Below are 14,778 nucleotides of genomic sequence, written 5' to 3' on the forward strand. Positions count from 1 at the left end.
ACACGTGCCCCGATCTTGATCAGCTTCAGTTGCAGGCTGGTCAACGACCAGTCGGCCATGGCCTCGGGCAGCTCGATGCAGCGCAAGAAGGTGGCCAGGTTGTACGCCAGGGCGTGCAGTTGCAGCCGCACCTCATTGTCGCGGAACTTCCGGCACGACAGCCGCGTCCAGCGAAAGGCGTATTTGCCCTCTTTGATGTGCTGCTCGGCGGTGCCGCGCTGGTTGTAGAACCGCACCACCCAGTCCGGCTCCATCGGCAGGTTGGTGACGATGAAGCCGACACGCGGGAACAGTTCGCCCGGATGCCATTCGATCTTGGCGATCACCCGGCGTTCCTTGTCCCAGGACGCCGCCTGATACTCGAATTCCTCGAAGAACCGCTTGACCTTGGTCAGTGACGGCCGCCCGACAGGGCGCGTTAGCCGATGCGCGATCTTGTCCTTGAGGACCGCGTTTGCGGGCAGCCGGATGGCGTAGAAGAACCGCGCTTCTTCCAATCGCTCATAGATCGCCGGGATCGCGTAGGCAGCATCGGCCCGGAAGAACCTGCCACCAAGGTCGCGCTCCGCGTAGCGCGCAATGACGGGGTCGAGAACATCACGCCAGCCATCGGCGCTGTGGACGTTGCCATGGCGCAGGGCGCAGCGTTCCAGCATCCCGAACTGGTTGAACAGAAAGTTGGGGTGATAGCAGCTACAGTCGAAATGGCCATTCCAGGCGGACCCTTCCTGGTCGCCATGGGTCGGGCTGACCGAGCTGTCCATGTCCAGAACGATGTACTTCAGCCCGTTACGGTCATGGAACCGGTCGATCCATTGCCCGTTCAGGTCGGCCAGCGCGGCACGGTTCCCGGCCAGAGCCAGCGTCTCGGTCTCGAACCGTCCCATCTGCGATGCCGAGGCCGCTTGTGCATCGACCGCTCTGCCGCCGACAACTTGGCGCATGACCGGATCGCAGGCGAGACGGTTGGCGTCGTTGACATCCTCGTATCCGGCCAGCCGCCCAAAGACTGATTGCCGGAACAGGCCGTCGAGCCGATGGACCGTGTTCTTGCCAGAGCGAGTATCGCGCAGCGCCGCTGACGCCAAATCGGACAACCCGAGCGCGTCATCAAGCTCGCGCATCACCAGAAGGCCGCCGTCGGAACTGAGCTGCGTGCCGCGAAATTCCAGCCGCACGCGAGGGTCGAAATCCACCCGATCTGCCCGTTGCAAGCCCGCACCCTCTGGGTGATCCATGAAACGCGCCCCTCGCAGCCTTCAACACCATGTTTTATATAGGAAATATAATGGTCAGGACAGCGAAATCAGCGCCTTACTTGGGAAATGTGGGTTTCACCATAGGGAGCGAAAGGAACGGAACGGTCTTTGAGGACCGGGGATATGGCTTGCGAAGACGGAGTGTCCGCTGTCGCCTCGCACATGGCGAAAGCTTCGGGAAACGCTTCCTTGAGCTTGGTTATGCTGCGCGCCGATAGGGAGTAGCCTACCGAGGGAGTCGGATAGATGCGGGTTAGCGTCGAAGGGGCCAAACCCGACCGGCGTGCAATCTCTGTTGCGGACAAGCCGGTTTCCTCGATCAGGCAGCCGATCAGCCCGCGTGCCCTTTGCTGATCCCATTCGTAACCGTAAGGCATTTTTTCGCGCCTGCTTTGGGCACATTTGTGCGACCGCTTAGGAAACAACATTCGCCGGGATTTCTCCAGCGGATGTCATGTTTGCGCGAATTTAATTGCTTGTCCTTGGATGGTGCAAACCTCCAATACGCATATTGAACATCTATACAATTTGCGCATCTAAAGTTCTGTTGTGCGCAATGAAACTGGTATTTTCTGCCCAATCTTACCACGCATTTGCATTATGTGCGCATGAGTGAGCAGAAACGGTTTGCGTGTAACGGAATTTACGCATAGGAGATTTGCGCAAGTTGCGCATACGCACATATGTGCGTCTGGGTACGTGCAGGGGGTGAAGAGACTTCACCGCATAGACACATGCGGCTCATGACCGTCGGCGTCGCTCCGGTCACCTAATCCCTTGCGCCATTCCCGTCGCGGCTTCGCACGATGGACTAGGGGAAAGATGAATGAGAAATAATTCGAAACTGCATCGGATGTTGCTGTTGTCAGCATCCATGCCAGCGGTGGCTCTTATCGCCAATGCAGGCGGAGCTTGGGCGGCGCCTGCTACGGTCGCCGTGCCTAGCGGCGCAGGCACTGGCGCTGCGGTCAACGCTGACATTGACACTGCAATCACCACCCCCGCCAATCCTGATCTGACGGTCACCGTCGCTACTGGCGCGGACATTAGCGGGGCGAGCATCGGCTACGACTTCGTGGCGGGCGGCTACGCCGCTGGCGAAGGCGACGGGGCGATCACGCTCACCAATGACGGTCGCGTCTCAGGTGTCAGCTTTGGCGGCGTAGGTGCTGCCAGCGCTGCTAACAGCTTCACTGGCACCAATGACGGGGAAGTCATCGGCAATATCGGTGCGGCGAACTTCGGCGGCGCGGTGGCGATCACCAATAATGGCGCGGTGGGTGGCAGCGTCACCGGCTCGGCCTTTGGGGATGTCAGCCTCGCAAATGGCTTGACGGGCGCCGTGGATGGCAGCCTTTCCGCATCGGCGCTCGACGCGGGAAATGTCCAAATCAACAATGACGGCTCGGTTGCAGGCAATGTGCTGGGCTCTGCCACGACCGGAACAGTCGGCATCGCGAACAGCGGCAGCATCGATGGTGATGCCTTAGCCTCGACTACCAGTGGCGCAATCTCGGTCAGCAATGGCGCGTCCGGGCGCATCAGCGGCGACGTGACGGCAGATTCGGAATCGGGCGCGATCACCATCGCCAATAATGGCGAAGTGCTGGGCCGGACCAACGCTACCAGCCAGAACAGCACTTTCACCAGCACGGGGCCGACGGTCACTGTTTCGGGCACGACAACCACCACGGAATCCAGCAGCTCGTCGCAGACCGTCGGCGGCGATGTCACCGGCACCTATGCCGGCATCAACGGATCGCTGAACTTCGGCGCCGGCAATGACGGCAGCATCAGCCAGGTCTCGGGCAAGAACAGCACCGCGACCGTCAGCGGCACCGTCTACGGCAATGTTTCGTCGACGGCTCAGGGCACTTCGCAGAACAGCGAAAATGTCGGTGTGGTCACGGATTCCCGCGATGGGGCTGGCACCGGCACTGTCGTGTCCAGCAGCACCGCCACCAATCAGGTCACCACCACCGGCGGCGTTAGCACGGTGAATGTCAGCGGCGCAGTTGCCCGCAATGACCTGGGTTTCGGCGGCAATGTGAATTCGTCCGGCAACGGCGGCAGCGCCGTCAACATCAATGGCGGTCAGATTTCCGGCAGTGTCAACTCGACTAGCCAGGGTTTCCTGATCGACGTTGCGTCCAGCTCCGAAACCACCGACTCCTATGATGCGGGCGTTCTGCAAGGCACCACGTCCACGAGCGATTTCGAAGTCAGCCAGAGTCAGACCGGCGGCGCGGCTTCCGTGTCGATCCAGGGCGCGAGCAATGTCGATGGCGGGGTCACCGTTCGGGGTACGGCCTCCGCCTCTGCGGACATCGGTTCGGCGGCGACGGTGGGCCAGAATGTGTTCGTCAGCACCGGTCTGACGGGTCCCACCTTCGGCACGGCAGCTGACGCGAGCATCACTTCGTCCAGCACTCGCACCACCGATGCGGCGGGTGACGGCACAGCCATGGTCACCAGTTCGACGGTGAATTCGGCCCCTGCCGTCGCAGGCAATGCGACGCTCAACAATGCGGGACGCATTGAAGGCGGCGCCGATGTCCAGTCGAGCTTCGGCAACGCCACAGCCAACATTACCGGCTCCGTTGGCGGTTCGGTCAGCGCGTCCGCTAACAGCGCCCTGTTCAACAGCGAAGACATCGCCGAATATGCCGTGACGGGCGGCGTGGACAGGCTGACCCAGGTAACCAGCCGGAACAGTGATACGTCCGTTGGCGGACAAGCCTCCATCGCCGTGAATGCACCTTCGAAGCAGGGCGTTCCGAGCGTTGCGGGTAACCTCTTCGCCTCGGGCCAGGGCGGCGCATCGATCACCATCGAAGAAGGCAGCGTCATCGGAGATGCCGGTTTCGGCTCTGGCGGCAGCCTGTACGCCACCAGCCTCGGCTTTGACAGCACGGAAGAGGTCGTCACCACCTATGCAGCCGACGGATTTACTCCTGTCAGTGAAGTGACGACCTTCACGGGTACGCCCGTGGGTGGTTCGGCATCTGTCATCAACAATGGGACGGCCATCGGCGATGTCTTTGTCGAAGGCCTGACGTCGGCCTCGCTGACCAACAACGGCACGCTCGGCACGGAAGGCTTCGGCAATCAGTTCAGCGTTTCTGCGCTGGATGGCGGCGGCAGCCTTACCGTCACCGACACCAATCCGGCCGATATCGGTAGCCGCAACGTGGTTGCGACTGTCAACGCCACGCCCGCCGGCGGCAGCGCAACCTTCACCAACAGCGGAATCGCATTCGGCGATCTCGAACTGGAAGGTATCACCGGCACTGTCACGAACAATGGCGTGCTGACTGGCACGACCACGCTTGGCGGATCGCAGTTCAGCGGCACGGCTACCGTCAATGCTGACATCACGACCACGAGCGTAACGGTCGATCCCGTCCTGGCGGCCCAGACCTACACCGTGGACCAGAATGGCGTATCGCGCGGTTTCGTGGTCGGCGGCGCAGTCGTGACGCAGGATGATGTCGCCTCTGATCTGGGTTCGGCGCTCGCCTCCTACGGCGTTGCTCTGGATGCCAGCCAAGTCGATCCGGCGAAGTTCAACCTGAGCGTCAATGGCGAACAGGCGGTCAAGACGGCTGATATCAATGCTACGATCAACCTGAACAACGGGTCGATCACGCTGGGCGATATCGACGCACAGCGCGACGATAGCGGCGCATATCTGACGAACACGACTGTCAACCTGAACGGCAGCGGCTTCCTGGGTGCCAGCGAGTTCAAGCCGGTATCGCCCGCGGCCTTCGCCAACTTCAGTCCGGCCGCTGAACTGCCGGAAGAGGCGCAGGGGCTGTTCGGCACCACCGGAGTGCGGGTGCTTGGCGCAACGGCGCTGAACAAGACCGGCACCGGCACCTTCGTCATCACCGGGTCGGAATATGTCCCGGCGGAAGGTGCAAACCCGGCTGCATGGACGCTGGATGTCGGCAACTTCAACGTTCAGGCTGGCGAAGTTCAGCTCGACGTGACCGGCACTGACGAAGTGTTCGGGATCAAGGGTAATATCAACAATGACGCCACCCTTGTCCTGGGCCGTCGCGCTCCGACCTTTGTTCAGTCCGTCGGCAACAGCATCGTCACTCCGGGGCCGGAAGCGATCAAGGGCATCGAAGTCTATCAGCAGGGCGACTATAACCAGAGTGCCACCGGCACGACGGTGGTCGGCGTCAACCCCTCGCTGGTTCGCTTCGGCAACTTGTCCGTCAATGATGGCGGCAGTTCGCCTGAACTGCTGGGGCCGATCACCGGCGGCGTAAGCGTTCCCTACTTCACCACTCCGACCAATGCCGGTGTCTTCTCGACCCCGTCCTCGGTCACGGTGGATGGTAACCTGAACCTGGCTGGTAAGGTCGCGGTGACGGTGTCGAAGGACAGCCTCTATTCGACCGGCGATGGCTATACGCTGTTCACCTATACCGGCACGGGTGACGTGACGGCGACCGCAGCGTCTTCGCTAAGCTCGCAGTTCGTGACTTTCGGACTGAAGCATGACGCGGCCGCCAAGACCGTGTCGATCGAGGCGACCCGCAACAGCTATGCGGTTGGCGCGACCAACCCCAATGCTGCGGCAGCCGCCGTTGGTTTGGATAGTGCTCTGGCGGATGTCATCGCCCGGGTGAAGACGGACGCCGCTGGCGGCAACGGCTTTGCTTCGGTCACCGAAATCGCCAATGCGCAGGACATCGCCAACATCGCCGCCGGTCTCGACTGGCGCCTGAACAGCGCGCAAGCAGCGCAGGTCTTCAACGAGCTTTCCTCGGCTGAGATCTACGGTTCGCTTGCCGCGGTTGATCAGAACGCGGTGTTCAACACCACGATCAATCGTCTTGCGGCTCGCCGTGGCTATGGCGAAGCGCTGGGCACCCAAATCTGGTTCAACCCCTCGGCGAATTTCGCCAAGACGGGCGGCACCAAGTCTGGCGCTTCGAAGATTAAGACCAACAGCTATGGCGGCGCTTTCGGTGTTGATGTGGCTTACCAGGAAGACGGCGTCTTCGGCATCGGCTTCGGTTATGGCCAGCATGACGTGACCGCGAAGGGTTCGCCGGAAGAAGCGCAGGTTCGCACCTATACCATCGGTGCCTATGCGACCCAGGGTTTCGGCCCCTTCTATGGCAGCTTCCAGTTCGCCTATGGTTTCTCCAAATTTGAAGTCGAACGCGATCTGGCCTTGCTGGCCCGGACCATTGAAGGCGACTTCAAGGGTTCGCAGTGGGATGCCAGCCTGGAACTGGGCTACGACTTCGCCGCGGGTAACGGCCTTGTCGTGACGCCCTTCGGCAAGCTGGCGCTCCGCCGCTGGTCGATGAACGGCTTCACCGAAGAAGGTGGCGCGGGCATTGGACTCCATGTGGATGATGCGTCCAAGACAGTCTTCCAGCCGGTCATCGGCGTGAAGGCGGGAGCTCTGTTGGGTGATGCCGAAGGCATTGCTTACCGCCCCTATGCCAAGGTGCAGTACAGCTTCCAGGGTAACATCGGCAGCGACCGCACCGTCCAATATGTGGGTGGCGGCAACGCCTTCCGCCTGGATGGCGTGGACCCGGATGGCCATGGCCTTGTCGAACTGGGTATCGACGCTTCGGTCAACAAGCGCGTCAATCTGTTCCTGTCCGGTGGCTATGGCTTCGGCGGGCACAACAGCCTGGGACAGATCCGGGGCGGCATCAGCTTCGGTTTCTAAATTCTTCTTACCCCTAACAACTGGGCGCGCCGAATTCGGCGCGCCCTTTTTTATGTCGTGGGTGCCGCCATAGCCCATTGGGCACCGCTGCCGTCATAATGTGAGATGAACGAAGCTCACATGCGCGGGCCCAGCTCCAATTTTCACAACGCACCGCTTCCAAAGCAAATCCGGCCATCCTGTTGCCGGAAACGCTTCAGGAGTGTTTGGACATCCGAGACCCTTCAGGATGCGAGCAGGTACGGATGCGGTGGCGGAGAAGCAGATTGGCGTCGATGAGCGCGGATGCGGGCGATGGGTTGGCGCCCGGCGTCGATGCGGTCGCGGGAACGCCGCCGGGAAAGGCAGCGCCGCGGCGTTACCAGATGATCGCGCTTGTCGTCGCGTCCGCCCTGTTCATGCAGCAGCTCGACGGCACGGTGCTGACCATCGCGCTGCCCACCATGGCGCGCGACCTGGGCGTACCCGCGACCAGCCTCAGCCTTGCGCTCACCAGCTATCTGCTTGCGCTCGCACTGTTCATTCCGGCCAGCGGCACGCTGGGCGACAGGTTCGGTTCTCGAACGATTTTCTGCTGGGCCATCGTCCTTTTCCTCATCGGATCGATCGCCTGCGCTCAGGCGGCGTCGCTGCCGATGCTGGTGGCGGCCCGGTTCGCGCAGGGGATTGGCGGCGCGATGATGGTGCCGGTGGGCCGCCTCCTGCTGTTGCGCAGCGTCGCCAAGGAGGATATGGTCCAGGCGCTGTCATGGCTGGTCATGCCCGCGCTGGCGGGACCCATCCTCGGCCCACCGCTCGGCGGCCTGATCGTCACCTGGCTCGATTGGCGCTGGATCTTCTATCTCAACCTGCCGATCGGGCTGCTGGGCGTGGCGGGCGCGCTGATGATCGTGCCAGAGGTGCGTGGAGACGCCCGCGCGCGCTTCGACGTTCCCGGCTTCTTGCTCTCCGGCCTGGCGCTCAGTTGCCTGCTGTTCGGCTTCGAACTGGCGAGCCGTCCGGGCACGGGGCGCATCGCGCTGGCGTTGCTCGTCGCCGGTGCGCTGCTCGGCATCGGCTATGCGCGGCATGCGCGCCGCACCGCCGACCCGATCCTCGACCCGGCACTCATGCGGGTGGCCACTTTCCGCCTCTCCGTCATCGGCGGTTCGCTTACCCGCATAACCCAGGGTGCGCAGCCGTTCCTGCTGCCGCTGATGTTTCAGATCGGCTTCGGCCTGTCGGCGGCGGCCACTGGCACGATCACCATGGCGGGCGCGATCGGCGCGCTGGCGATGAAGGCGCTGGCCCCGCGCGTACTGCGGCGGTGGGGGTTCCGCAACAGCCTGATCGTATCGGGGCTGATAAGCAGCGCAGGCTACGCCACTTGCGCCCTGTTCCGTCCTGACTGGCCGATGGCTGCGATCGTCGGCGTGCTGGCCCTGTCCGGCTTCTTCACCTCCTTCCAGTTTACCGGCTATAACGCGATCGCCTATGCCGACGTCGACAAAGGCCGGATGAGCGCGGCGACGAGCTTCTACGCGACCTTTCAGCAACTCACGCTATCGCTCGGCATCTGCACGGCGGCGGCGGCGCTTGAGCTGGGGCCGCTGCTTGCGGGGCGCGCCAGCCTCACGCTGGCTGATTTCTCCGTCGCCTTCCTGATCGTAGCGAGCATCTCCGCTTGCGCCATCATCTGGAACCGGCGTTTCGCTCCAGATGCAGGCGCTGAGATGAGCGGACACCAGCCGGTGCGGGAAGGAACTGCTTAATATCAGGAAAGCCCAAAGCCGCGCCCGAACCGGCATATGCGCCGGTGATCCTGAAGGCCGGATTTATAAAGATGGTGCGGTCGAGAAGACTCGAACTTCCACGGCCTTTCGGCCACAACGACCTCAACGTTGCGCGTCTACCAGTTCCGCCACGACCGCACATCTGAAGGGAAACCGGCAGGACCGGCACCTGATAGGAGGCGGCCCTTAGCAAAGGCTTTAGACCCATGCAACAACCGATCTTCATGCGCGTTTTCTTTTCCGTGAAGGGAATGGCGGGGCGGGACAGATGATGGAGAGTGCCAGCATGTCGGCCCGTTTCTGGTTGTTCAGCATGGCGAGCGCAGGCGCGGCGCTCGCGGGCGGTCTTGGGCTGGGCTTCTACGCCGTCACGCCGCCGCGCGCTGCTGTTGCAGCCTATGATGACGGCATGGCCTTTTCGGAAGAAGGGCAGGGGATGCCGCTGGATTCCACCGCGCTCAACGGCCCGGTCGAGGTGCGGTGCACCGGTTGCGGACCGACGCTGGCGCAGCGGCAGATGCAGGCATCCTACGGCTCATGGAGTGGCTATGACGATCCGGTGGTGCAGGATTATGAGGCGAGAGGATCCGATGAGCCGGAGGATCTGATGGCGCAGGTGGATGACACGCCACCGTCTCCCGTCCATCAGCTTCCAGACCGCATAGAGCGCTTCGCCAAGGGTGAGGATGCCGCGCCTTCGCCCATGCGGATCGCACAGGGCGTTGCGGCAGCCGCGCCGGTTCAGGTCCAGCCTGTAGTGGCGATACCCTGATATCGCAGAGACGGGGCGGCCCGCTGATCTTCGCGCCTGACGCGCAAAGATCAGCAAACAAGGCCGCCCTTATCCCTTATTCCGCGGCCGCCACCGTCTGCGCGTCGCTCAGGGGATGCGCCAGCCGGTTCACCATCTCCTTGGGGCAGACCTGCCAGAAATAGCGCCGCCAGCGGTCCCAGTCGTCAAGGATGGTGTTCGACCATTTGCTGTCGGTCGCCACCGCATGCTCGGCGATCAGGGCCTTGAGCTGCGCTTCCCAATAGGCGCTGTCGAGCCGCTGCCAGACGATGCTTTCCGGGTTCGCCCGCGCGCCGAAGCTGCCGTCTTCGTCCAGGATGAAGGCCATGCCGCCGGTCATGCCAGCGCCGAAATTCGCGCCAGTCCGCCCCAGGATCACCGCCGTGCCGCCGGTCATATATTCGCAGCCATTGGCCCCGCAGCCTTCGACCACCACCTGCGCGCCGGAGTTGCGGACGGCGAAACGCTCGCCCGCCTGGCCCGCCGCGAACAGCTTGCCCGCCGTCGCGCCGTACAGCACGGTGTTGCCGATGATCGTGTTGTCCTTGCTTGACAGCGGCGAGGACACGGTCGTGCGCACGACGATCATGCCGCCTGACAGGCCCTTGCCCACATAGTCGTTGGCGTCGCCGAACACTTCCAGCGTGATGCCCTTGCACAGGAACGCGCCCAGCGACTGGCCCGCGCTTCCCCGCAGGCGGACGGTCAGGTGGCCGTCCGCCAGCGTCGACATGCCGAACCGCTCGGTCACCGCCGCCGACAGCCGGGTGCCGACCGCGCGATGCGTGTTGCGGACCGTGTAGGTGAGTTGCATCTTCTCGCCACGCTCGAACACGGCCTTGGCGTCGCGCATCATCTGCGCATCCAGGCTGTCGGGCACCTCGTTGCGCCATTCGGTCAGGCTGAAACGCCGCTGCTCGTCGGGCGCATCCACCTTGGCGAGGATGGGGTTGAGGTCGAGGTCGTCCAGATGCTCGGCCCCGCGATTGACCTGCTTGAGCAGCTCCGTCCGCCCGATCACCTCGTCCAGGCTGCGATAGCCCAGCCGCGCCAGTATCTCGCGCACTTCCTCGGCGATGAAGGTCATGAGGTTGATGACCTTCTCCGGCGTGCCGGTGAACTTCTGGCGCAGCTTTTCATCCTGCACGCACACGCCCACGGGGCAGGTGTTGCTATGGCACTGGCGCACCATGATGCAGCCCATGGCGACCAGCGACAGTGTGCCGATGCCGAACTCTTCCGCGCCCAGGATCGCCGCGATCACGATGTCGCGCCCGGTCTTGAGCCCGCCGTCCGTGCGCAGCTTCACCCGATGGCGCAGCCCGTTGAGCGTCAGCACCTGATTGGCTTCCGACAGGCCCATTTCCCACGGCGTGCCCGCATATTTGATCGACGTCTGCGGTGAAGCGCCGGTGCCGCCGACATGGCCCGCGACCAGGATGACGTCCGCATGAGCTTTGGCCACGCCCGCCGCGACCGTGCCGATGCCCGCCTGGCTCACCAGCTTGACGCACACCCGCGCGCGCGGGTTGATCTGCTTGCAGTCGTAGATGAGCTGCGCCAGATCCTCGATCGAATAAATATCATGGTGCGGCGGCGGCGAGATCAGCGTCACGCCGGGCGTCGAATGCCGCAGCTTGGCGATGAACTCGGTCACCTTGAAACCGGGCAACTGGCCGCCTTCGCCGGGCTTGGCGCCCTGTGCGACCTTGATCTCGATTTCCTCGGCGCTGCCCAGATATTCGGCATGGACGCCAAAGCGGCCCGACGCGATCTGCTTGATCACGCTGTTGGCATTGTCGCCATTCTCATAGGGCTTGAAGCGGTTCGCATCCTCGCCGCCCTCGCCGGAAACGGCCTTCGCGCCGATGCGGTTCATTGCGATCGCCAGCGTCTCATGCGCTTCGGGCGACAATGCCCCCAGCGACATGCCCGGCGTCACGAAGCGCTTGCGGATTTCCGTGGTCGCCTCGACCTCGTCGATCGGCACCGCTTCGCGCGCGAAGTTGAACTCCAGCAGGTCGCGCAGATAGACCGGCGGCAGGTCGCGCACTCCGCGCGAAAATTGCAGATAGGTGGAATAGCTGTCGGTCGCGACCGATGTCTGCAACAGGTGCATGAGCTGCGCCGAATAGGCGTGGGTCTCACCCCCGTTGCGCTGGCGGTAGAAGCCGCCGACCGGCAGGCGCACGGCCGCGCTGTCATAGGCCATGTCGTGGCGCAGCTTGGCGCTGTAGTGGAGCGACTGATAGCCCTCGCCCGAAATCTTCGCGGGCATGCCGGGGAACAGGTCGTTGACCAGCGCGCGCGACAGGCCGACCGCTTCGAAATTATAGCCGCCGCGATAGCTGCTGATGACCGCGATGCCCATCTTGGACATGATCTTGAGCAGGCCTTCGTTGATGGCGGTGCGGAACCGTTCGAAGCATTGGTCGAGCGTCAGGTCGCCGAACAGGCCGCGCCCATGGCGGTCCGCGATGCTCGCTTCGGCCAGATAGGCGTTCACTGTCGTCGCGCCCACGCCGATCAGCACGGCGAAATAATGGGTGTCGAGCGCTTCGGCGCAGCGCACGTTGATCGACGCGTAGCTGCGCAGCCCCTTGCGGACGAGGTGCGTGTGCACCGCCGCCGCCGCCAGCACGCCCGCGATGGCGATCCTGCCGGCATCGCTACGCTCGTCCGTCAGGAAGATTTCGGTGCGGCCTTCGCGCACCGCCTGCTCGGCTTCCTCGCGGATACGGGCGATCGCCGCGCGCAGCTGCTCCTGCCCGCCCTCGGCCGGGAAAGTGCAGTCGATTTCCGCCACCGCCGGGCCGAAATGCGCCTTCAACCGCGCCCATTCGGACGAAGTCAGCACCGGCGAATCCAGCACCAGCACATGGCTGTTCTGCGCATCCTGCTCCAATATGTTGTGCAGGTTGGAAAAGCGGGTGCGCAGGCTCATCACATGCCGTTCGCGCAGGCTGTCGATCGGCGGATTGGTGACCTGGCTGAAATTCTGGCGGAAGAAATGGCTGACCGTGCGCGGCTTGTCGGAAATGACCGCCAGCGGCGTGTCGTCGCCCATGGAGCCAACGGCTTCCTTCGCATCCTCGACCATGGGGGCCAGGATCAGCTCCATATCCTCCAGCGACATATTGGCCGCGACCTGACGGCGCGTCAGCTCCGCCTTGTCCCACTGCGGCAGGGCGCTTTGCGCCTGCGGCAGGTCATCCACGCGCATGAAGTCCTTGATCAGTTCCGCATAGGGCCGTTCGCCCGCGATCTGATCCTTGATCTCCTTGTCGTCGTAGATCACGCCTTCGGCCAGATCGACGGCGATCATCTGCCCCGGACCCATGCGGCCCTTGCGCACGATGGTCGCTTCGGGAACCACGACCATGCCGGTTTCCGAACCCACGATCAGCAGATTGTCGCCCGTCAGCGTATAGCGCAGCGGACGCAGCGCGTTGCGGTCCACGCCCGCCACGACCCAGCGGCCGTCCGTCATCGCCAGCGCGGCAGGGCCGTCCCACGGCTCCATCACGGAGGCGAGATATTCATACATATCCATGTGCGGCTGCGGCGTTTCGTTCGCCGCCTGCCAGGCTTCGGGCACCAGCATCAGCTTCGCGGTCGGCGCGTCGCGGCCCGAACGGCAGATCGCCTCGAACACGGCGTCCAGCGCGGCGGTATCCGACGCACCGGCCGGGATCACGGGCTTGATGTCTTCGCTATGATCCCCGAAGGCCAGCGAAGCCATCTTGATCTCGTGGCTCTTCATCCAGTTCTTGTTGCCGCGGATCGTGTTGATCTCGCCATTATGCGCCAGTGTGCGGAAGGGCTGGGCCAGCCACCATTGCGGGAAAGTGTTGGTCGAATAGCGCTGGTGGAAGATCGCCACCCGGCTCTCGAACCGCTCGTCCTGAAGGTCGGGGTAAAAGACCGACAGCGATTCCGCGAGGAACAGCCCCTTGTAGATGATCGACCGGCAGGACAGGCTACAAACGTAGAAATCCTGGATCTGCGCGGCGATCACCTTCTTCTCGATCCGGCGGCGGATGAGGTAGAGGTCCTTTTCGAACTCGGCGATGTCGCGTTCCTCCGGCATCGGCCCGGCGATCATGATCTGCTCGATTTCGGGGCGCGTGCGCTGCGCCTTCTCGCCGATGACGGACACGTCGACGGGCACCTGGCGCCAGCCATAGATGGTGTAGCCAGCGTCGATGATCTCGCTCTCGACGATGGTGCGGCAGGTTTCCTGCGCCGAAAGATCGGTGCGCGGCAGGAAGATCATGCCGACGGCCAGCCGGTTGGGAAGCGGCTTGTGCCCGGAATCTGCGATCGCGTCGTCAAAGAAGCGCACCGGCAGGTCGACATGGATGCCCGCGCCGTCGCCGGTCTTGCCATCGGCGTCCACCGCGCCACGGTGCCACACGGCCTTGAGCGCATCGATCGCGCTGGCGACCACGCGGCGGCTTGGGCGGCCGTCCGTCGCGGCGACCAGGCCGACGCCGCAAGCGTCGCCCTCCATTTCGGGATGATACATGCCCTCGGCCGCGATGCGAGCGCGCTCCTCGGGGCTCGCCATATAGCGGGTCTGGTCGGTCATCACTTCGTCCCTTCGTCACTGGTGGCGGGCTGATCGGTCAGATCGCTCGCCTTGACACCCAACAGCTTCGCCAGCTTGCCGCGCTCATCAGGCGACAGGTCGGCGATCTTGCGCGGCGGCGGCAGGCTTTTCGCCGCCGCTTCCGCCCTGGCCGCCATATCGGGCATTTTTTGCATCATCTCAGGCATCAGCGCCTGCATCTCGCCCATAATCTCCGGGTCCATGAACATCATCATGGACTCGCGGGCATACAGGCCGCCGGTCGGCGTGTTGAAGAAAGCCGCCAGTTCGCTGAGCTGCCTGCCGTCGAACTTGCGCGCATAGGCGCGGGTCAGCGCGTCGCGCACCTTGGGTTCGAAACCGTCCATCATGTCGGCCATCGACGCCATCATCGCGTCGATGCCCAGCTTGGTGCGCTGGCGGAAATTGGGGTCGACGATGGCGCTGATCTGCTCTATCGACGTTTCGTCCAGGCTGGCCAGCCTGTCCTGCGGCACCCCGCCGATGCGCGCGAGCTGGGCGATCGGCATCTTCATGACGCCATCCATCATGCTGTCCATCATCTTGGACATGGTGCCGTCCATCATCCGGCGGTAAGTGCCCGCCGGAAAGATCTTGTCCACCACAGGCCGCGCCGCCGCGACCCGCGCCGG

At 63.4% G+C, this 14,778-nt stretch carries 7 protein-coding genes and 1 tRNA gene; 3 read left to right on the forward strand and 5 right to left on the reverse strand.

Annotated elements, in window-relative coordinates:
• Both L288_RS41425 and L288_RS43790 read right to left on the reverse strand, forming a co-directional pair.
• Window positions 1–1,238: IS1380-like element IS1247 family transposase (locus tag L288_RS41425; RefSeq protein WP_031304986.1), on the reverse strand; the 1,238-nt coding region annotated here is incomplete at its 3' end.
• Window positions 1,239–1,306: 68 nt separating this feature from the next.
• Window positions 1,307–1,636: a helix-turn-helix domain-containing protein gene (locus L288_RS43790; RefSeq protein ID WP_201766671.1), complete on the reverse strand. Its 330-nt coding sequence runs from the start codon at window positions 1,634–1,636 to the stop codon at window positions 1,307–1,309.
• 485 nt (window positions 1,637–2,121) lie between these two features.
• On the opposite strand from L288_RS43790, the gene L288_RS41430 reads away from it, so the two are divergent.
• Window positions 2,122–6,969 carry an autotransporter domain-containing protein gene (locus L288_RS41430; RefSeq protein WP_236613087.1) on the forward strand — a complete coding sequence of 1,616 codons (4,848 nt, stop codon included), beginning with the start codon at window positions 2,122–2,124 and terminating at the stop codon, window positions 6,967–6,969.
• Between the two features lie 275 nt (window positions 6,970–7,244).
• On the forward strand, window positions 7,245–8,720 hold the full coding sequence (locus L288_RS41435; RefSeq protein WP_021240069.1) for an MFS transporter: 1,476 nt from the start codon (window positions 7,245–7,247) through the stop codon (window positions 8,718–8,720).
• Between the two features lie 72 nt (window positions 8,721–8,792).
• Here L288_RS41435 and L288_RS41440 read toward each other — a convergent pair.
• Window positions 8,793–8,879, reverse strand: a tRNA-Leu gene (locus tag L288_RS41440).
• A 148-nt stretch (window positions 8,880–9,027) separates the two neighbouring features.
• On the opposite strand from L288_RS41440, the gene L288_RS41445 reads away from it, so the two are divergent.
• A complete protein-coding gene (locus L288_RS41445; RefSeq protein ID WP_041208828.1) occupies window positions 9,028–9,513 on the forward strand; it encodes a hypothetical protein in 486 nt (161 codons plus the stop codon).
• A 76-nt stretch (window positions 9,514–9,589) separates the two neighbouring features.
• Here the strand turns inward: L288_RS41445 and gltB are convergent, their stop codons facing one another.
• Window positions 9,590–14,125, reverse strand: coding sequence for a glutamate synthase large subunit (gene gltB, locus L288_RS41450; protein WP_021240071.1), 4,536 nt, complete (start codon window positions 14,123–14,125; stop codon window positions 9,590–9,592).
• A partial coding sequence (locus tag L288_RS43545) for a DUF2059 domain-containing protein (protein WP_021240072.1) occupies window positions 14,125–14,778 on the reverse strand: 654 nt, incomplete at its 5' end. The genes L288_RS43545 and gltB, both read right to left, overlap by 1 nt.

This window comes from Sphingobium quisquiliarum P25 (assembly GCF_000445065.1).
Classification (GTDB): domain Bacteria; phylum Pseudomonadota; class Alphaproteobacteria; order Sphingomonadales; family Sphingomonadaceae; genus Sphingobium; species Sphingobium quisquiliarum.